We start from the raw sequence: 19881 nt of genomic DNA, 5'->3' as shown, positions 1-19881 counted from the left end.
CCAACCCCTCTCCCAGAGGGAGAGGGGAGTTAGGGAAGGACGTAGGGAGACGTTTTATTTGAGGAGCCTAGATTGCGTCGCTGGGCTATCTGGGCGTTGAGCAGGATCACCGGCAAAATCCCCACCAGGACAATCGCCAAGGCGGGGGCGCCGGCCTCGGCCAGGCGTTCGTCGGCAGCCATGCGGTAGGTGTGGACGGCCAAGGTATCGAAGTTGAAGGGGCGTAGCACCATCGTGGCCGGCAGCTCCTTCATCACATCTACAAACACCAGCAGCATCGCTCCCAGGATCCCGCCCCCCATCAGGGGCAGGTGCACCCGCCACAGGGTGCCCAGGGATCCCTGCCCCAAGCTGCGGGCTGCCTCGTCCAGGCTGGGAGGAATGCGCGCTAGCGTCGCCTCGACGGTGGACAGAGCCACCGCCAAAAAGCGCACCAGATAGCCAAACACCAACGCTAAAATAGTGCCGCTGATCACCAGACCGGGCGGCTGTTGAAAGAGCGCCTGCCGCAAGTAGCTCAGCAGTTGATCCAGTTGCCCCAGGGGAATCAGAACTCCTACTGCAATCACCACGCCCGGTAGCGCGTAGCCCAGGGAAGATAGCCGCACCGCCAGCCGCAGGCCCCAGGCCCGCTGCAGCCGCAGACCGTACAGCACCGCCACTGCCACCAAGACGGCGATCACCGCCGTGATCGTCGAGAGGAGAAAGCTGTTCTGGGCGTAGCTCCAAAAGCGGCGGCCCAATTCCCCCTGGCGCAGGGTCATATGGAGCAGGATCAGGGCAGGGATAACGAAGCCCAGCCCAATCGGGATCCCACAGGCCAGCCACGCTCCCACCCCCCGGATCCCGTGCAAGGGATAACGACTTGGGTTTGGCTTGAATCCTTGGCGATAGTAGCGCGCCCGCCGGCGGGAAAATTGCTCCAGGGCCATCAGTAGCAACACCAACAGCAACAGCAGCGCTGAAAGCTGAGCTGCTGCCACCGGATTGCCCAGAGCTGTCCAGGTGCGGTAGATGCCGGTAGTAAAGGTATCGACCCCAAAATAGCTGACGGTGCCGAAATCGTTCAGGGTCTCCATCAAAGCCAGCAGACAGCCGGCCACGATCCCCGGCCGGGCCAAGGGCAAGGCCACCCGGAAAAAGCTGGCCCAGGGTCCGTAGCCCAAGGAGCGGCTCACCTCCAAACAGACCACCGACTGTTCCTGGAAGGCCAGCCGCGCCGAGAGATACACATAGGGGTAGAGGGTGAGGACGAGCAGCAGGATCGCCCCCCACAAGGAGCGAATGTTGGGGAACCAGTAGTCGCCGATCCCCCAGCCGGCAACCCGCCGCAGCCAGGTCTGGAAGCCGCCGGTTACTTGCAAAAAGTCAGTGTAAGCGTAGGCCAACACATAAGTGGGAGCCGCCAGGGGCAACACCAGCATCCACTCCAGCCAGGCCCGCCCCCAGAATTCGCACATTGTCACCAGCCAGGCAGTGCCGCTGCCCACCAGGATGACTCCCAGCGCCACCCCCACCATCATCAGCAGGCTGTTGCGCACATACAGCCCCAAGACCGTGTCGGCCAGGTGCTCCCAAACCTGCCGCTCATCGGCAAAAAGGCTGAGGAGAACCGTCAGAGTGGGAATCAAAATTAAGCCCGTCAGGGCTAAGGTCAGCAACGTCCAACCGCTGAACCAGCGCGTCCAAGCTCTCTTGAGAGAATGGTCAAAGCGTTTACCCAGATTTAGCCAAGCTAACTTTTCCATCAATTGCAGCTGAAATCCCTGAGAGCTGGCAAAAACTTTTTCTTCACCGTACTGTTTCCCAATTGTCAGGCAAATCTTAGGAAAAAACAAAGAAGCTAAGTCTCAAGACTCAAACTTGGGACTTGATCCTGCTTTGGGGCTGCAACCGGGGAGCCAAGAAGAAAGCTCTTGGCAGCCCCGGCGCTTTTCATCGCCAACCGGCCCGATCCATCACTTTCAGGGCATCGGGGGTAACGCGGCCAATGCTGGCGGCGTTGATCGTGTCTTCCTTGAAGGTGCCAAAGCTGGCCACCACCGAGTCGATCTCTGCCCCCGGCAGCACCGGGTATTCGTTGTTGCTCTGGGCAAAGATGGCCTGCGCCTCCGGGCCGGAGAGGAACTCCAGAAACTGGATGGCGGCCTCTTTGTTGGGAGCTGTTTTCAGAATGCCGGCGCCGCTGATGTTGACGTGGGTGCCGCGATCCTGTTGGTTGGGAAAGAAGACGCCGATCTTTTCGGCTACGGCCCGATCTTCAGGATTGTCGGATTTGATCAAACGCGCCAGGTAGTAGGTGTTGGCTAGGGCCACATCCCCCACGCCAGCGGCCACGGCTTTGATTTGATCAATGTCTCCCCCTTCCGGCGGGCGGGCGAAGTTGGCCACCAAGCCCCGCGCCCACTGTTCGGTTTCTGGGATCCCGTGCGCCAAGATGATGGAAGCCGTCAGAGATTGGCTGTACACATTGCTGGAGGAGCGGGTGAGCACCTTGCCCCGCCACTTGGGGTTGGCCAGATCTTCGTAGGTGGAGAGCTCCTTGGGATCCACCTTGTCTTTGTTGTACATGATCACCCGCGCCCGCTTGGTTAGGCCAAACCAGTAGCCTTCCGGATCCCGCAGCGATTCCGGGATGTTCTTAGAGAGCGTCTCGGACTGGATGGGCTGAAACAGGCCTTCGTTCTGGGCGCGCCACAGCCGGGCAATATCTACGGTCATAAAGATATCGGCAGGGCTGTTGGATCCCTCGCTGCGGATGCGCTGGGCGATCTCGTCGGCGTTGCCCTGCACCCAATTGACAGTAATGCCCGTTTTCTGTTTGAAGAGGTCGTACAATTTTTCATCGGTGCCGTAGTGCCGAGAGGTGTAGAGGTTCACCTCCCGGTTGGCGCCGCGGGCCGGACGCCCCAGCAAGCCTGCCGCCAAGGCTACAGAGCCCAGCGCGGCTCCGCTGACCAGTTGCCGTCGCGATAAGCGCATACCCAACTCCTAAACTCAAAAACATTTCAAGAAAGGCTGCTGCATTGACCCAGTCAGCAATGCCTTTACCCGAGAAAGCACTTGAAAACCCCCTCCCTGAATCAGGGCAGTTCCCTCAAATGCCGGCCTTTTGACCCTTCTCTAGGCCAAGCTTATTGAGATTTTTATTCAAGAACTTTGCTCTGGGGCAATGATAGAGGATCCTGAGTACCGAGTCAAGCTGTTGGGAGTCGTTCTCATCTTTGAACCGTTTGGCCCAAGATCCGCCAACTCTCGCTGGAAACAAGAGCCAAGGTCGCTTCTCATCGCGGCTGGCCGGGCAAGGGGATCCCTTACCGGAATATTTTGGGTAGGGCGGGGTTCTAGACCTGCCTTGGGTATAAAGGGAGCAGGGTAGGTGGTGGAGTATGGTGGGATCCCTTTCTCATCAATGGCTGGATGAGCAACTGCAGGACAATGGCCGGGATCCGGGTGTTTTCATCCTGGTCTGTGGCTACAACGACTTGGCAGCGTTGACGCTGCAGATTCTGGAAGACTTTGGACAGCGCGCGGTGGTGGTGGCTCCCGGCCCGCGGCCTTCTTTATTAAAAGAGCAGTGGCAATACCTAGAGGGGGATCCCCATCAGCCGGAGGTGTTGCGCCGGGCTGGGATCGAGCGGATCAAGGTGGCATTGCTTGTGGAGGACAACGACCAAGCCAACTTCGAGCTGGCTCTCTTGATTCGGGATCTCAACCCGCAGGTGCGCATTGTCTCTCGTCTGTTTAACACCGGCCTTGCCCGCTACCTGGACTCGATTTTGCCGCAGCATTTTTCCCTGTCGGTGGCTGCCTTGGCTGCGCCGGCCTTTGCTCTGAAAGCTGTCTCGGACGAATTTGTCGGCTACTTCGAGTTGCCCCAGTTAGAGGCTCAGCCGGCCACGCTGCCGCCGGAGCTGGCGAATCCGCTTTATTTTGGCGCTCCCCAAGAGACCACCCTCTGGAACGTGGTGGAGCTGACCATCGGCTACAACTCCCGTCTGCTGCACATGCCCCTCTCGGAACTGGAGGAAACCTTTCGGGCGCGGGTGCTGTTTCACTACCCGGTGGACGGGCTGTCCGACTTTTCCGAGTCTCGGGTTTTCGACGATTTCGACCACGAGGCAGAGCTGCTGGAGGGGGATCGCATTTTGGTGATCTGCGACCCCAGATCCTATCTGCACCTGTTGGAGCGCAACGGGCGGCGCGGCTCTTCGCGGGCACAACGCTGGGCCAGCGGACAGGTGCAAGACAAACGACAACAACAGCGAGGCAACTCGTTCAGGCAGCTCCTATCTTGGCTGCGCAGAAGCCTGCAGGGACTGCTGCAGGTCAAGCCCATCGTGCGCACCCTCACCTTCACCTTGGGAGCCATGCTGGTGCTGGGGATCCTTAACTTTAGAGCTATCGGTAAATCCGTGGTTGACGGGCTGTTGCTGACCATCGTGGTGTTGACGGGGGGGTATGGGGACATCGAGGCTTTTCAGCAGGCGGAGACCCCTCTAGGGGTGAAGGTGGTGGCGGTGGTCATGACCTTGGTGGGGGCTGCCCTGGTGGGGTTGATCTACGGATTGGTGACCGACAAGTTGGTGAGCAGCCGCTTTGGCTTGGGCCGGGCCGCCCGTATGCCCAAAGCGGATCACGTGGTGATCGCGGGGTTGGGACGGCTGAGCTACTTGGTGCTACAGTTGTTGCGGCAAATGGGCTATGAGGTGGTGGTTGTGGAGCCCGACAGCGACAATCCCCTGCTGGCGGCGACGGAACGGGAGGGGGCGGTGGTGATCCGGGGCAACTACGCCTTGGCCAGCACGCTGCAACAGGCTCGCATCCAAAGCAGCCGCTCTTTGATCTGCACGACGCCTGACGATCTCACCAACCTCGAGACCGCCCTGACCGCCCACAGCCTGCAACCTGGGATCCGCACCATTTTGCGGGTCACGGATCCTGAGCTGGCGGCGCGGATGCAGCGGCATCTGCAGACGCTGGGAACCAGCTACAGCACCACGGCCCTGGGGGCGCGGGCTTTTGCTACGGCAGCGTTGGTGGGATCCGTTTACGGCACCTTGACTTGGGACGGGGAAACGCTGCTGGTGACGCTGCTGGAGGTCTCGGCCCATGACCCTTACCTGGGGCTATCCCTACGGCAACTGGCCCAGGATTACGACCTGGCGATCTTGCTGCATCACTCCCGACCGGGCCGGCCCTGTGTTTTTCCCAAGATCTGGCAGAAAGAGGGCGAGACCCTGTTGAAGCGGGGGGATCGTCTATACGTGATGGGGACGGTGGGATCCCTGATTCGCCTGGCCCAGGGACGCCCTCTGCCGCCGGAACTCTATCAAGTGCGGCTTTTGGAATACCGCAACCCCTACTTTGAAGACGAGATCCTCTCCACCTTGGCGTTTTATGCGCGGCTGCCCAAGACGGCCCTGAAGCCGCTGTTGCGCTGCCTGCCGGCGGTGGTGAGCCCCCCTCTCCCCCGCGACAAGGCCATTAAGTTGGCCCGCCAACTGCGCAAAATGAGCACCGAGGTGCAGGTGTTTGCCCAGGTGCAGGCCGAGCGGCGGATCCCTGAAGTCCTCTAGGGCTTTTCCGCCACAAGGCGCACAAAGCGATTTTGCCCGTAGAGCTCTTGCGCCACCACTCTCAAGCCAACCTTCTCCAACAGCCAGGCCAAGTCCTCAGCGCTGAAGCGGTTGTGCTCGTAGAAGTGGGTAAACTGATCCACCAAGGTGTCTAGGGATGTTTCCATCTGAAACAGTTGGGCTTCTGTGGCCGCATCGAAATAGAGGCTAAGTGGGGCGCGCACCCAGTCCACCAGCAAAAACCGCCCCCCTGGCTTGAGCAGACGCCGCACCGCTTGCAACAGGCGCACCGGCTGCACCATCTCGTGGATCACCACCACCGCCTGAGCCGCGTCAACGCTGCAATCTGGCAGGGGCAAATGGGGATCGTGGAGATCGGCCTGCAGCAGTTGAAGGCCAGGGACGCCTTTCAAGTCTGCCGCTGCCCGCTCCAACATGTAGGGCATTAGATCTACGCCAATGAAATGTCCGCCGGGGTAGCGCTGGGCCCACTGCCGGAGGACATACCCCGGCCCCGTTCCCAGATCCAGCAGGCAGGGCGCAGCGGGCAAGCAGGGCTCAACATGCTGCTGCCAAAACTGCCAAAAGGTCTCATTGAAGCGGCCAGGAGCAGTAGCCAGCATGCGCTCGCAAAAGCTGGGGCCACGGTGGTGCTGGTAAAGGAGCTGAAAGGTATCGAGGCCAGCTTGGGGCATGGCTAAGCCTCCTCAACAGATCCTGGGGACAACGTCAGAGGTGTAGGCAGGGCATCGCAGCAACTCAAAATGTCGGCCTAGCGAGCAGAGGAAGCGGTGGAGAAGTTGGCGATGGCCGTCTCCAGGTCGTCAAAACAGGTCAAGACCTTCTCCATCGAGGTGAGGCTGAGGACGAGGGCGACGCTTTCCGGAACGCAACAGAGGCTGAGGTTGCCGCCGGCAGTCCGGCACTTGCGCAAGGCCGAGATCAGCACCCCCAGGCCGGAGCTATCCATAAAAGTAACCGCCGACATGTCGATCAACAGGTTGTGGTAACCAAAATCCAAAACCTGCTGCAGCAACTGCCGCACTTCGGAAGCGACCTTGGCGTCAAAGCGACCTTCCAACGGCACAATCGCCAGTTGTTGCCCTTGCGGAGTTTCGGCGGTACGGATGCGCAGCTTAAAATCCATTGCTTCCAGTCAAGACCTCATGCCCCACCTTAGCACCATCGGTTGCTGCTATGACCCCCTCGGCAGAAAATCCCTCTTCTGCAAACAGAGAGGGTATCCTTCTTTGCCATGGCAACTTCCCACTGGTTGAGATTGTCTGCCGGATCTAGGCGCGCTGTGCCGTTGAGGCAGCTACCCTCCCTTCCTCTTCAGCCAGGGAGCAATCCCTCACCCCCGGCCCCTCTCCCAAAAGGAGAGGGGAGCAATCCCTCACCCCCAGCCCCTCTCCCAAAGGGAGAGGGGAGCTAACTGCTCCGCCTGCAGACAGAGGGATCCAACCTTTACTTCCCGTCTCAGATCCTGGCGGGATCGAGGGCGTAAGTCGAATCGAGCGCGGCAAGGGACATGTGCAAGCGGGGTCGGTGCATGGCCAGCAACTGGGCCAAGCGCTTGCGCAGCTCGGTTCGCGGCACAATTGCGTCGATGAGCCCGTGGGCTAGCAAGTACTCAGCCGTCTGGAAGCCTTCGGGAAGCTTGCCCTTGCCGATGGTTTGCTCAATAACATTGGGCCCGGCAAACCCCACCTGGGCGCCTGGCTCGGCCAGGATCAAGTCTCCCAGCATGGCAAAGCTGGCGGTCACCCCCCCATAGGTGGGATGGGTAAGCACGGAGATAAACAACTGCCCGGCTTCGCGGTGCCTTTGCAGAGCGGCTGCCGTTTTGGCCATCTGCATCAGGCTGAGGATCCCTTCCTGCATGCGGGCTCCCCCAGAGGCCGAAAAAAGGATCAGGGGTAGGTGATCGCAGGTGGCGCGTTCGGTGAGACGGGTAATCTTCTCGCCCACGACCGAGCCCATGCTGCCGCCCATAAAGCGAAAATCCATCACGCCCATCGCCACCGGGATCCCTTCCAGAGTGCCCAACCCGGTCAGGACGGCATCCTTGAGCTGGGTGCGCTCCTGGTAGGCGGCCAGGCGCTCGGCGTAGGGCTTTTGGTCGAAAAAGTGCAGCGGATCGGTGGGGGCCAGGTGCTCGTCGAGGGGCTGCCAGGAGCCGGGATCCAAAAGCTGCTCCAGCCGCTGCGGGGCTGTGATGCGATGGTGGTAGCCACAGCTTGGACAAACCTGCCAGTTCTGCTGCAGATCTTTGCTGTAGGTGAGAGCGTCGCAAGCTGGACACTTCTGCCAGAGGCCGTCGGCAATCTCTCGCACTTGCCGCTCTTTGTCGAAGGGGCTGCTGCCTGTCAAGTTGAGGGAAGTCTGCTTGCGCCGCTCGGCAAACCAATCCAGTAAAGACATAGCCGCTGAGGTACCCCCCTAGCTAGGGATGGCCAGAGCTGAATCTACAAGCCCTGCCGGTGAGCTGCGAAACTCATCTTAACGTTCTCAAGCTATCAAAGAATCGCCAAGCTGGAAATAGAAACTTGCAGTAGCCATGACCGCAGAAACCCAGTGGCAGGTGTTGACCACAGGGGATGGATCCCTGACCTTTTTCTCCCAGGAGTTTGGGCAGGCTTTTCACAACCTCAGCGGCGCCGCTCAGGAAGCGCTGGAGAAGTTCGTCCGCCCTTGCCGGCTGGATCGGCTGCCGTTGGAGCGGGATCCGGAGGATCCCATTTGTCTTTTGGATATTTGCTTTGGCCTTGGCTACAACTCTGGCCTGGCCTTGGAGACAATCTGGCAGGTGCGGCCCGACTGCCCTGTAGAAGTCATTGGCCTAGAGCGCTCCCCGCAGTTGCCCCGCCAGGCCTGGCAGGTGGGGGTGGGATCCACTTGGAGCTTTAGCCAGGAGTGGCAACACTTTATCAACGAGGGATCCTGGCAATCGCCGCGCTGGCGCGGAACGCTGCTGTGGGGAGATGCCCGCCAAACCCTGCTCCAGGTGCCGCTGGGATGGGCGGATGCGGTGTTTTTGGATCCCTTCTCCCCTTCCGTCTGCCCGGAGCTGTGGACGGTGGACTTTTTGCGGGCAGTGGCGGCGCGAATGCGCCCCGGCGGGATCCTGGCCACCTATTCCTGTGCGGCGGCGGTGCGATCAGCCTTGCTGGAGGCGGGGCTTTTCATTGGCTCGACGCCGCCGGTGGGTCGCCCTTGGCCGGGCACGGTGGCCTCACCCCAACCGGATCACCTGCCGCCCCTCTCCCCCATGGAGCGGGAGCACCTGAAAACCCGCGCCGCTGTGCCCTACCGGGATCCCACCTTGCAGGGAGACAGAGCCCAGATTCGGCTGCAGCGCCAGCAGGAACAGCAAACTTCACCCCTTGAGCCCACTTCCGCCTGGAAACGCCGCTGGCTTGTGCAAGCCTAGCAACTGGAGGGCAGCTTTTGCCGGGGTTGCTGTCGGGGTGTAGCCAAGACACCTGCACCAGTCCCGTACCCTTACGCACGCTGCTGTCTCTTGACAAAGTTAAGCTAAGATAAAGCTTTTTCTCCAGGGAACTGCTATGTCTACACTGGTTGCCCTTTGTGCCGAACAGCACCGGGTTATCCTGCAGTTCTTGGCTCGTCTCTCTCGGGCCTCGGAGTTGGATCTGGAGCAGCGGCGTCTCTGGGTGCAAAGGTTGCGGCAGCGCCTCTCCCGCCACATTCAATTGGAGCGCCATGTCCTCTACCCGCTGCTCAGGACGGCTCTGGCAGCGGATCCCCAGCTCAGCAGCCAGGTCAATGGGCTGGAGCAACAGTTGCGGGATCAGATCCCGGAGCTGACCCGCTTTTTGCACCAGGCGGAGCGTGAGCCGCAGCAGTTGGATCCCTCTGCTGCCCTTCACTTTTATCGGCAGTTGCGGGCCCAGTTTGAGCAGGAAGAGAAGCTCTTGCATCCCCTCTTTGCCCAGCGTGTTTCTCCCGCCGCCGAGCAACAGCAGTTGCGCCTGTTCCGCAAGCGCCTGCAGGCCAGTGCCCCCAGTTCTGCCGGTCGTCGCCTCAATTTAGAGGAATGGGAGCGGCAGGCCGTGACTCGCCCTGTCTTGCCCCGCGAACGCCTTTGGCCCCCGCCAGGTAGCACGGCGTCGACGGCCACCCCTTAACCGAGGACGGTCTTGTCTTTGGATTCTGCCTTGGGTAACTTTCTGCTGGTTTTGGCAAGCTGGCCTGTGGTACCTTTTCCCCAGCCGACCCCTTGAATCGATGCAACCCTGGGATCCCGAAACCTACGTCGACTCGATGGCCCAACTGCTGCAACTGCCCCTGCATCCCGACCATCGAGCGGGGGTGATCGCAAACTTCGCCCGCTTTTTGCCCCTTGCTCAACAGGTACTGGAGTTTCCGCTGCCACCGACGGTTGAGCCAGATCCTACCTTCAACCCCCAGCCATGACCCCGGATCCCCCTCTTCTCGGCAGCGCCGACGGGTTCGCGATTGCCAGGGCCGTCCGCCAGGGATCCGTGAGCGCCCAGGCAGTGGTGGCCGCCTGTCTGGAGCGGATTCGCCAGCGGGATCCCCAGCTCAATGCCTTTACAGCCGTGCTGGAAGCATCGGCCCTGCAGGCGGCGGAGCGGCTGGATCGACAGGTGGCCAAAGGGATCCCGGTGGGCCCCCTGGCGGGGGTGCCTTTTGCCGTCAAGAACCTCTTCGACGTGGCTGGCCTCACCACCCTAGCCGGTTCGGCGATCAACCGCGAGAACCCCCCGGCCCCCCAAGATGCCACGGTGGTGGCCCGCCTCAAGCAGGCAGGGGCAATCCTGGTGGGCACCCTCAACATGGACGAGTACGCCTACGGCTTTGTAACCGAAAATAGCCACTACGGCCCCACCCGCAACCCCCACGATCTCAGCCGCAGTGCCGGCGGCTCTTCGGGTGGCTCGGCAGCAGCCGTGGCCGGGGGCTTGGTACCCCTCAGCCTGGGCAGCGACACCAACGGCTCGATTCGGGTGCCCGCCGCCTTGTGCGGCATCTACGGCCTCAAGCCCACCTATGGCCGTCTGTCGCGGGCAGGAGTAGCCCTGTTGGCTCCCAGCTTTGACCACGTGGGCCCCTTGGCCCGTTCGGTGGCCGATCTTGCCCTCAGCTTCGATGCCATGCAAGGGCCGGATCCCCAGGATCCCGTCTGCGCCCGCCGCCCTGCGGATCCCACCTTTGGGCAATTGGGGCAAGGGATCCAAGGCTTGCGCATTGCCGTGGCCGACGACTACTTCCTGCGGGGAGCAGAGCCCCACATCCTGGCCGGCGTGGAAAAAGTGGCCCAGGCCCTGGGAGCCCAGCAAACGGTGCGGATCCCGGAGGCCGAGCGCGCCCGCGCCGCCGCCTTCCTGATCACGGCTGCCGAGGGAGCCAACCTGCACCTGCATCACCTGCGAACTCGTCCCCACGACTTCGACCCGGCCACCCGGGATCGCCTTTTGGCTGGCGCTCTGCTGCCCGCCAGTTGGATCGTGCAGGCGCAGCGCTTTCGCCGCTGGTATCGCCAGCAGCTTCAGGCCCTCTTTCAAGAGATCGACCTGTTCATCGCCCCCACCACCCCCTGCTCTGCCCCCTTGCTTGGCCAAGAGAAGATGGTGATCGCTGGGGTGGAAGTCCTCACCCGGCCCAACCTGGGTCTCTACACCCAGCCCCTCTCGTTTGTCGGCCTGCCGGTGCTGTCGGTGCCGCTGCGCGAGAGCGGATCCCTGCCCTTTGGCGTCCAACTGGTGGCTGCCCCCTACCAAGAGGCCAACCTGTTGCGGGCCGCCGCCCATCTGGAAGCGCTGGGGATCCCGGAGGCGCAGCCTGCCTGAGCCAGCAGAAGCCCTCTTTTGAACTATATCTAGTGTTTCAATTTTGAATCTTTTGCTCCAGACGCTAAATGTGTGATCCCCTCGATGGGAGTAAAAATGTGCTACTCTTAAGGGCCGTTTTTGCCAGAGAGTTTGAATCTGGTTGGGGCAGGACGTGAGCTGCTTGCCTAGAGAGAGGAAAATCTTAAAGTAAAATTAATCCCCCAGTTGTTGTAGCGAATAACCTCTTTTCCGGGTTGGGTCGATAGAATGAACGGCATAAAATAGACACGGCACCCCCACCTGGATCTTAGTCGCTATGAAGCACCTTGATTCTGTGGCCCAGCGCTACATGAAACTGTGCGAGGCTTATCTTTCTCTCAACGAAGCCTTCGACAAATTGGATCAATCCCACAGCCGTCTGCAGCGCCACTTCAAACAACTGTTCGGCTATTTCAGCGCCGCTCAGCAGGCTTTGGTTCAACTGCCCCTCTTGCAGCAGCGCATCGAGCAGAGCGACCGCCGGCTTCATTCCCTGCGGGAAGAGCTACAGGCCAAAGAGGCTCGGCTGAGCGAGCTGATCGCCAACTATGACCAAGTTTGTGGTGAGCTGGACTCTACCAAAGCAGAGCTGTTGGGCGCTCAAGCGTTGATCGAAAAACTCGAGGCGGAAAACACTCAGGTTTTGGAACGCTTGAGTCGGCTGACCCGCATGGAAGAGGAAATGGCAAACTTGGCAGAACAGCTAGCCCAAGCGAACGCAGCTCGTCAGCAGATGGAAGTTCAAAACCGCGAGCTGGAACGAGCTTTGGGAGATCGGGATCAGCACATTTACAGCCTGCAAAAGCAACTGGCCCAACTGGAGCAAGAGATGGCCTTGTTGAAAGCTCAACGGGATGAGGCCATCGCTCGCGCTGAGCAGGCGGAAGCCGGGCTGAAAGCGCAAACCGACCAAGTTCAGACTTTACGAAACAAGCTCCATCAAGCCGAACAGCAACTGGCAGTGGTGGCCCTAAACGAGCTAGAGCTCTTGCTCGACCATAATTCGATCAATCTTTTGCAAGAAGCAGAGCAGGCTGCACAAGCGGATGCCCAGGTGCTGGCAACCCTGCCGGAGGCTTTGGCCGGGGCGGAAGGCATTCTGCTGGAGATCCACCAGTTCATTTTGGCTTGTTCAGGGCCCCTGCAGTCGCAGGCTGCCTGAGCGGGCAAGCGGATTAGCTAAAAACCCATCAGACGGGCAACAGCGGCCAGCTCGGGGGCAACCCCCGTGTGGACGGGAGCGGCTCCCTGTTGGGTGGCCGTGTCGGGATCCTTGAGGCCGTTGCCGGTGAGAACGCATACCACCTGGGCGCCGGCGGGCACCTGCTCCCGCCATTTCAGCAACCCGGCCACCGAGGCGGCACTGGCCGGCTCGCAGAAGATCCCTTCCTCTGCCGCCAGCAGACGATAGGCCGCCAAGATCTCTTCGTCGGTCACGCTGTCCACCCGGCCACCGCTGACCTGGACTGCCGCCTTGGCCTTCGCCCAACTGGCAGGGTTGCCGATGCGAATGGCCGTGGCCACCGTTTCCGGATGTTCCACCACGCGATCGAGGACGATGGGGGCGGCGCCGGCCGCCTCAAAGCCGTAGAGGCGCGGGCGGCGGCTGGCCTTGCCCTGTTGGCGGTACTGGCAAAAGCCCATCCAGTAGGCGGTGATGTTGCCGGCATTGCCCACGGGGATGCAGAGCCAGTCGGGGGCATCCCCCAACGCATCCACCACCTCGAAGGCAGCGGTTTTTTGCCCCTCCAGCCGGAAGCGGTTGACAGAATTGACCAGCGCCACCGGGTAGGTTTCCGCCAGTTGCCGCACCATGGCCAGTGCTCGGTCGAAGTTGCCCTGGATGGCGATGATCTCGGCCCCGTACATCAGGGTTTGGGCCAACTTGCCCTTGGCCACATAGCCATCTGGGATCAGCACGTAGGCCCGCAGGCCCCCTTTGGCCGCATAGGCGGCGGCTGCCGCCGAGGTGTTGCCGGTGCTGGCGCAGATGACGGCTTCCGCCCCCGCCTCTTTGGCCTTGGATACAGCCATGGTCATGCCGCGATCCTTGAAGCTGCCGGTGGGGTTGAGGCCCTCCAGCTTCAGGTAAACCTGGCAGCCCCGCCCCAGCCGTCGGCTCAGCGCGGGAGAGGGGACTAGAGGGGTGTTGCCCTCGTGCAGCGTAATTACAGGGGTGCCGGGGCCGACGGGGAGCCACTCCCGGTAGTACTCGATGAGGCCGGGCCAGAGCCCCACTTGGGCGCGGGATCCGGCCATACGGGAGGGATGGTTAGAATTGAGGGTGACCATGCTGCCGAGAAGTCGAGGCCATCGAAGAACTGGCTTTTTAACTGTAACTGTTTGGGGAGCGCTTGTATCGGCTCTGCCCCATGCCGGCAGGGGGGAGCCTATCCGGGCAAGGGCTGCAGGGCCAGGGCTTGGGCCAGGGCGTGCAGCTTGAGGCGGATCTCGGCCAACTCCTGGACGGGGTTGGAATCGGCCACGATGCCGGCACCAGCATACAGGCGGGCCCGCTCCCCCTCGATCAGGGCCGAGCGGATCCCGACCACCAGCTCGCCATTGCCCTGCAAGTCCACCCAGCCTAGCGGGGCGGCATAGCTGGCGCGATCGAAGGGCTCCACCTGCTCCAGCCACTGCAGCGCCGCCTGTTGGGGATAGCCTCCCACGGCTGCCGTCGGGTGCAGTTGGGCCAACAGGTCGAACAGATGCGCGTCGGCGGGGAGCTCCACCTCGATGACCGTTTGCAGATGCTGGATGTTGGCCAGGCGGAGCAGCCGCGGTTGCGGGGAGATCTGAGGATCCATCCCCAGCCGGCCCAAAGCCTCTTGAATCGAGCGCACCACCCACTGGTGTTCGCGGCGGTCTTTGGCGCTGCGGAGCAATTGCTCGGCCAACATCCGATCCTGGTGGCCGTTGGCGCCGCGGGCGATGGAGCCGGCCAGCGCATCGATCTGCACCCGGCCTTGCCACACCGAAAGCAGCCGCTCCGGGCTGGCCCCCACGAAAACCTGAGCGGGAAGCGGGGACTCCTCTGGGATCCCTTGGCTCTCCATCTCTGAGGCAAAGGCGAAGACGCTGCAATCGGGGTGATGGGCCTCCAGATAGGCCAACAGGGAGGGGAGCGGGGGAGGGGAGGGCAACGCCAGATCCACGGCTTCCGCCAGCACCACTTTTTGCAGGGATCCCGCCTCAATGGCCTGCAGGGCTTTTTGAATCCGCGCCAAGAGGGCTGCTTCCGCCACCGCCACCTCCAGAGGGGGCTGCAGCTCCCAGCGGGGCAAGGGCGCTTGGGAAAGGCGCTGCATGTGGGCAAAAAAAGCGGCGATCTGGCCGGCCAAGGCCGCCGGGTCACTGTCGGGACCGATTTCCAGATTGAGCCGCGCCACCGTCAGCTCCCCCCCCACCTGCAACAGTTGCCAGCGGGGCAGAACCAACGCCGCTGCGCCACCGCTCCCGGGGCCGAAGCCAAAGCGGCAGAAGCACAAGGGGCGTTCTTGTCGGCTGCCACCCCTTGACGGAGACTCGCTGCCGCTGACGGGAGCGACATGGACATGAGGCTGCAACGCTTGTACAAAAGCCCGTGCCGTCTGAAATCGCTCCTCCCCCGAAAGATCCACCTGCCGCAGGGATCCCCACCCCAGCACCCGCACCCTTTCTCCCTGGGTCTGGTGGGAGAGATAGCAATGGTGGGAGAAGCGGTTTGGGGGAAGCCAGCTCAACTGCCGGGCCAGCGCCGCCAGCGGATCTAGCCCTGGGACAGGCCGCGACAGGCTGAGGATTTGAGGGATCCCCTGCGCCCGCGCCCTCTCTTGGCAGGCGGCCAGAAGGGAATGCCAGCAGAGCCGCTCCCCCTCCTGGTCTGTCCCAACAGAGGCGGAAGTGATCGACGGCCAGGCTCTCGGCCGCTCCGCACTGGGGGCATTCCAAGAAAAAAGAGAGGAGGTCATGCAAAAAAGAGTACAGAAGCCGATCCCACCTTGGCCGAAAACAGGACGAGCGTCGACCCGGAGGGGAACCGCCAGCAGGGTACTTCAGGATACAAAATTATACGAGATCAGGAGACAGGCCGGTTGCTTGGGCCTTCAGGGGCAAAACCTGAGGAACTTCTTCACGGATTGCAAAGTTTCTTAGCATCCCTGGGGATGGGAACGGAAGCATCCTAACCTAACAAATACAGAGGCATACACAGAACCAGAGAGAGCCAGGGCCAACATGCTCGCACAGCCGGAACCGTCCAAGAGAACGCGCAGGAGTCCAGAGGCCAGCCCAGTACAGCTTGCCGAAAAGAGCACTTGGGATCGTCCCTCGCGGCGGCAATTGTGGATGGCCGCCCTTAAGCCCCCCATGTACAGCGTGGCGATCATGCCCATCTGGGTGGGATCCGCCATCGCCTATGCCCAGGCAGGGGCGATGGATGTAGGAGTTTTGGCCGTATTTCTGGGAGCAGCCATCTGTCTTTTGGCTTGGGTCAACCTCAGCAACGACGTGTTCGATGCCCAGACAGGGGTGGACAAAAACAAGCTCCACTCGCTGGTCAACCTGACGGGCAAGCCGGGGCAGGTATTTTGGGTGGGGAATGCCTTTTTGGCCTTGGGGCTGGCAGGGATCCTGTGGCTGAGCTGGCGGCAATCGGATCCGACGGTGCTGCTATTGGTGCTGCTGGCCTGCGGGCTGGGCTACGCCTACCAGGGACCGCCCCTGCGCCTGGGCTACCAGGGCCTGGGGGAGCTCCTCTGTTTTTTGAGCTTCGGGCCGCTGGCGGTTTTGGCCGCCCACTACAGCCAAAGCCGAAGCTGGTCGCTGCCGGGGCTGGCGGCCTCACTGGTGGTGGGGATGGTAACCAGTTTGATTTTGTTTTGCTCCCATTTCCATCAGGTGGAGGACGATCTGGCTGCCGGCAAGCGCTCGCCGGTGGCCCGCCTGGGCACCTTGCGCTCCGCCCGCCTCATCCCTTGGATCTGCGGCAGTCTGTTCGGCCTGATGCTGCTGTTTGTGGGGCTGGGGGCTTTTCCGGCCTGGACGCTGCTGAGCTTGGCCGGGATCCCGTTTGCGGTGCAGCTTTCCCGCCTGCTGTGGGCTTACCACGACCAGCCGCAGCGGATCAGCCACTCCAAGTTCATCGCCGTCAACCTCCATTTTTGGCTGGGGCTGTTTCTGGGGTTGGGCTTTATCCTCAGCCGTCTGGGATAAACCAGAACCTTAGAAATGCTCCAGATCCCGCCGCGGCGGCTTGTAAATTGCGGTAAGCTACAGCCTAGGTTGCCGGGCCCCGCTACCGGTCGTGGGCTAAGGATCGACGTGGAGAAGCAGCGAGAACAGGATGCGGCGATTTTTCAATTCCAATCTGGGGGTGGCGCTCTTGGGGAGCAGCCTCTTAGCTGCTTTGGTCGGTTGGGCCTTGTCCATCGATATCGAAGAAGTGAAGGTGGAGTCTCCCCCCCCGGATCAGCCCCTTTCGGTCAGCCGCAGGGTGGATATTGTGGGGCGGCGGGGGGGCTATCGGCGTTGGCGGCTGATCGCCGAGCAGGTGGAGCTGGCCACTGGACAACAGGTGTTTGAGCAGGGGGCGCACGGCTACTTCTACGGAGAAAGTGCCGATCAGCTGGAAGGAGTGCCGGATCCGTTTTTTGCCAGCAGCGAGCAGATGACTTGGCAGGCCAAGCGTGCCCGCTACGATGCCAGCGCCGACGCGCTGTATCTGGATGAGGGGGTGGAGGTGAGGAGCGAGGATGGCAGCCTGCTCCTGACCCGCGCTCTGCGAATCACCCCCGAAGAGCGCATCGAGGTGCCGGAGGCCTTCACCCTCAAAGGGCAAGAAATGATCCTAGAGGGCCGCTCCGGCTCGTTTAACTTCCAATTTGCCCTCCTCAGCGCCCAGCAGGGCAAGCTAACTGTGCTGCCCTTGGATTCGGCGGCGGCGGATCCCGCTTCCACCACCATCACCGCCGACCAGATCACCTACGACCGCACCCAACAGGTGGCCGAAGGGAAAGGGAACCTGCGCATCCGCGAAGGCGGCCTCGAGATCCGCGCCCCTCAGGGCACCTACCTGCGCCGACAGGCCCAGAGCATTCTCTCCGGCGGCGTCGTGTTGCAGGAGGTGGCCGACCCTGGCAGCCGGGATCCCCTCTTGGCGGATCTGCGCTTGGCCCAGGCTGGCCCACAGGCTACTTCCAACCAACCGGATCAGGAGGTCACCATCATCGCCGACCGCCTCACCTACGACCGCAACACGCAAGTTGCCCGCGGGGAAGGCAACCTGGAAATCCGCCAGGGGGAAACCGTCATCCAGTCGGCCCAGGGCACCTACCGCCGTCGCGAATCCCAAAGCCTGCTGACGGGGGGAGTTACCCTGCGCGAGCCGGGGCGGGTGCTCACCTCCGCCCGCCTGGAGGGCAACCACCGCGACAAGATCTTCTTCTTCGAAGAAAACGTTCTCTACCGGCAGATGGCCGCCTCTACCCCAGCCGCCGGCGGCGGATCCCTGACAGAGGAGCTGCGCCAAGCCGAAACGGAAGTGCGGGCTGCTCGCCTGGTTTACAACTCCCGTACCGGCACCTCGGAGTTTAGCGATGCTGTCGAGTTTATCCAGCGGGGGCGCAAGGCCAAGGCCAACCAGGCCACCATCACCCCTGAGAAGGTGGAGCTGCGGGGGGAGGTGGTGATCGAGCAGATCGAGGGGGACTGGCTGGCGCGGCGCCTGCAAAACCCCCAGACCCAGGCCGATGTCGATCAACCGACGGTGATCTACGCCGACCGGGTGGAGATCGACCAGGCCAGCAGCGATGCCCGCTTCTTCGGCAATGTGGTCATCGTGCAGGCCAACCGCGCCATCGAAGGGGATCGCGCCGACTACTCTGACCAAGGGCAGATTTTCAGGATCACCGCCGACCAGGCTCCCGTCCTCCTCTGCGATCGCGGCGAGATCAATCCGATTCCCCGCGAGAGCGGCGCACCGCTGCCCGGTCGCGATGCTCTGGATCAGATGTGCCGGGGCGCCAACCGCCTCAGCGGCAGGCTGGTCACCCTGAACTTGGAACAGGATGAGTACACCGTCGAGGGGGACGAGCAGCAGCAGGGGATGTTTCAATTTCGCATCACCGATGCTCTCTGACGGGATCCCATCCTGGCTGGGGGTCGTCTAGATCTCGAAAGCTGGCTGAGGTTGTGCACCTGAGGTAACAGAGCCAAATGACCACCCCACTGGCCAAGGGTCAACGGCGCCGAACTTCTGCCCAGACGGGAAGCTTTTGGGGATCCCTGAAGTTGGGGGGCTTTTTTTTGGAGTTTTATCTCTGCAAAGAGATGATCCGCCCCTTCTTTTTGGGCGTGGCGGGGGGCACGGTGATGATGCTGGGCAACCAGCTTTTTATCTACGCCGATTTGCTGGTGAAAAAAGGCGCCCCTCCCCTCACGATTTTGCACATTCTCCTCCTCAACTTGCCCGCCATTTTGGTGGTCACCTTCCCCATCGCCGGCCTCTTCGCCACCCTGCTCACCCTGGGCAGGATGGGGGCCGATAGCGAGATCACGGCTCTGCGGGCCGCCGGGATCCCCTATCGCAAGGTGCTGATTCCGGTGCTCTGCATCGGTCTACTGATCAGCGGCCTGGCGCTGTTGACCAATGAAGTGATCGTGCCCCAAACCAACCAAAAAGTGAAAACCCTGAACACCAATCTCATCCTGGCTCAGGATGCCCTTCCCTTTGACTCGGAAGAGATCGTGCGGGTGGACGACGACCTTTGGTTTCATGTGGGATCCATTGACCCGGAGACCGGCTTGATGCACGATCTGCTGATTTTGGATCGCAAGGCCGAGACCGGCCACCTACGCTACCCGCAGGTGATCTCTGCCGAAACGGCACGTCAGGTGGGCCAAGCGTGGCACCTGCAAGACGTGGTGATCCGTCGCTACGACGAGCGGGGGCGCACCTACTACGAGGGCCAGGTGGCGGAGATGGAGCTGAACATCGTCAGCAAGTTGGTGGGCCTGGTGTACGCCGAAAAGGTGCCCCAGGAGCAACGGGCGGCAGAGCTGTGGGAGCAATGCCAGCGATATCGAGCGGAGCAACGTCCTTCTGCCGATGTAGCCCGCTGCCTGACGGAGTACCACCTCAAGTTCGCCATTCCCTTGGCCAGCTTTTTTGCCATCTTGGTGGCTGCGCCCTTGGGCCTGCAAACGGTGCGGCAGACCGGCCGCTACGGTAGTGTGGCGCTGGCGATTGTCCTGGTGTTTATTTACTATGTACTGATGAGCTTAGGACGCGCGATGGGTCGAGTTGAGCAGATCGATCCCTGGCTGGCTGCCTGGTTGCCGAATATGATTTTCGGCGGGGTGGGCTTCTCTCTACTGTGGCGGTTTTTACGGTGAGATTCGGCAACTTCCCACATGGCTTCAGCCCTTGGGCAAGGTGGCTAGCCCTTTGCTGGGGCAGCTCCCTG

General features: G+C 61.7%; 16 protein-coding genes. 9 read left to right on the top strand and 7 right to left on the bottom strand.

Going from position 1 to position 19881, the window contains the following annotated elements; translation table 11 throughout:
• Positions 1-29: 29 nt before the first annotated feature.
• Together NW826_RS12900 and NW826_RS12895 are read right to left on the bottom strand one after the other, a co-directional pair.
• Positions 30-1748: an ABC transporter permease gene (locus NW826_RS12900; RefSeq protein ID WP_414510326.1), complete on the bottom strand. Its 1719-nt coding sequence runs from the start codon at positions 1746-1748 to the stop codon at positions 30-32.
• A gap of 187 nt (positions 1749-1935) precedes the next feature.
• Entirely contained in the window at positions 1936-2988 is a 1053-nt protein-coding gene (locus NW826_RS12895) for a Fe(3+) ABC transporter substrate-binding protein (protein WP_414510325.1), read from the bottom strand.
• A 401-nt stretch (positions 2989-3389) separates the two neighbouring features.
• Between NW826_RS12895 and NW826_RS12890 the strand changes: the two genes are divergently transcribed.
• The gene (locus NW826_RS12890; protein ID WP_414366483.1) at positions 3390-5579 is read left to right on the top strand and encodes an NAD-binding protein; all 2190 of its coding nucleotides are present in this window, start codon (positions 3390-3392) and stop codon (positions 5577-5579) included.
• On the opposite strand, the gene NW826_RS12885 is transcribed toward NW826_RS12890, so the two are convergent.
• The 3 genes from NW826_RS12885 to accD form a co-directional block, all read right to left on the bottom strand.
• A complete protein-coding gene (locus tag NW826_RS12885) occupies positions 5576-6274 on the bottom strand; it encodes a class I SAM-dependent methyltransferase (RefSeq protein WP_414510324.1) in 699 nt (232 codons plus the stop codon). The two genes, NW826_RS12890 and NW826_RS12885, sit on opposite strands and share 4 nt — an antisense overlap.
• A 77-nt stretch (positions 6275-6351) precedes the next feature.
• Positions 6352-6726, bottom strand: coding sequence for an STAS domain-containing protein (locus tag NW826_RS12880; RefSeq protein WP_414333076.1), 375 nt, complete (start codon positions 6724-6726; stop codon positions 6352-6354).
• Between the two features lie 332 nt (positions 6727-7058).
• Positions 7059-8003 carry an acetyl-CoA carboxylase, carboxyltransferase subunit beta gene (accD, locus tag NW826_RS12875; RefSeq protein ID WP_414510323.1) on the bottom strand — a complete coding sequence of 315 codons (945 nt, stop codon included), beginning with the start codon at positions 8001-8003 and terminating at the stop codon, positions 7059-7061.
• Positions 8004-8139: 136 nt separating this feature from the next.
• Here accD and NW826_RS12870 point away from each other — a divergent pair, with 136 nt between their 5' ends.
• The 5 genes from NW826_RS12870 (at position 8140) to NW826_RS12850 (ending at position 12599) form a co-directional block, all read left to right on the top strand.
• Positions 8140-9012 carry a tRNA (5-methylaminomethyl-2-thiouridine)(34)-methyltransferase MnmD gene (locus NW826_RS12870; protein ID WP_414510322.1) on the top strand — a complete coding sequence of 291 codons (873 nt, stop codon included), beginning with the start codon at positions 8140-8142 and terminating at the stop codon, positions 9010-9012.
• A 136-nt stretch (positions 9013-9148) separates the two neighbouring features.
• Positions 9149-9730, top strand: coding sequence for a hemerythrin domain-containing protein (locus NW826_RS12865; RefSeq protein WP_414367747.1), 582 nt, complete (start codon positions 9149-9151; stop codon positions 9728-9730).
• A 100-nt stretch (positions 9731-9830) separates the two neighbouring features.
• Positions 9831-10019 (top strand): DUF4089 domain-containing protein, encoded by a 189-nt coding sequence (locus NW826_RS12860; protein ID WP_414333082.1) that lies wholly within the window; start codon positions 9831-9833, stop codon positions 10017-10019.
• Complete coding sequence (locus tag NW826_RS12855; protein WP_414510321.1) at positions 10016-11416, top strand: AtzE family amidohydrolase; 1401 nt, start codon at positions 10016-10018, stop codon at positions 11414-11416. Before NW826_RS12860 ends, NW826_RS12855 begins: the two co-directional genes overlap by 4 nt.
• A 298-nt stretch (positions 11417-11714) precedes the next feature.
• Positions 11715-12599: a hypothetical protein gene (locus tag NW826_RS12850; protein ID WP_414510320.1), complete on the top strand. Its 885-nt coding sequence runs from the start codon at positions 11715-11717 to the stop codon at positions 12597-12599.
• A 17-nt stretch (positions 12600-12616) separates the two neighbouring features.
• On the opposite strand, the gene thrC is transcribed toward NW826_RS12850, so the two are convergent.
• Together thrC and NW826_RS12840 are read right to left on the bottom strand one after the other, a co-directional pair.
• Positions 12617-13696 (bottom strand): threonine synthase, encoded by a 1080-nt coding sequence (gene thrC, locus NW826_RS12845; RefSeq protein ID WP_414333101.1) that lies wholly within the window; start codon positions 13694-13696, stop codon positions 12617-12619.
• Positions 13697-13827: 131 nt separating this feature from the next.
• A complete protein-coding gene (locus NW826_RS12840; RefSeq protein WP_414510319.1) occupies positions 13828-15387 on the bottom strand; it encodes an isochorismate synthase in 1560 nt (519 codons plus the stop codon).
• A gap of 376 nt (positions 15388-15763) precedes the next feature.
• On the opposite strand from NW826_RS12840, the gene menA reads away from it, so the two are divergent.
• The 3 genes from menA (at position 15764) to NW826_RS12825 (ending at position 19810) form a co-directional block, all read left to right on the top strand.
• Positions 15764-16630 carry a 2-carboxy-1,4-naphthoquinone phytyltransferase gene (gene menA, locus NW826_RS12835; protein ID WP_414333088.1) on the top strand — a complete coding sequence of 289 codons (867 nt, stop codon included), beginning with the start codon at positions 15764-15766 and terminating at the stop codon, positions 16628-16630.
• Positions 16631-16760: 130 nt separating this feature from the next.
• Entirely contained in the window at positions 16761-18554 is a 1794-nt protein-coding gene (locus NW826_RS12830) for an LptA/OstA family protein (RefSeq protein ID WP_414510318.1), read from the top strand.
• Between the two features lie 77 nt (positions 18555-18631).
• Positions 18632-19810, top strand: coding sequence for an LptF/LptG family permease (locus tag NW826_RS12825; protein ID WP_414510317.1), 1179 nt, complete (start codon positions 18632-18634; stop codon positions 19808-19810).
• The last annotated feature ends 71 nt before the right edge of the window (positions 19811-19881 follow it).

The organism is Synechococcus sp. OH20 (assembly GCF_047502685.1).
Taxonomy (GTDB): domain Bacteria; phylum Cyanobacteriota; class Cyanobacteriia; order Thermostichales; family Thermostichaceae; genus Thermostichus.
This window is presented reverse-complemented; position numbering and strand designations above follow the sequence as displayed.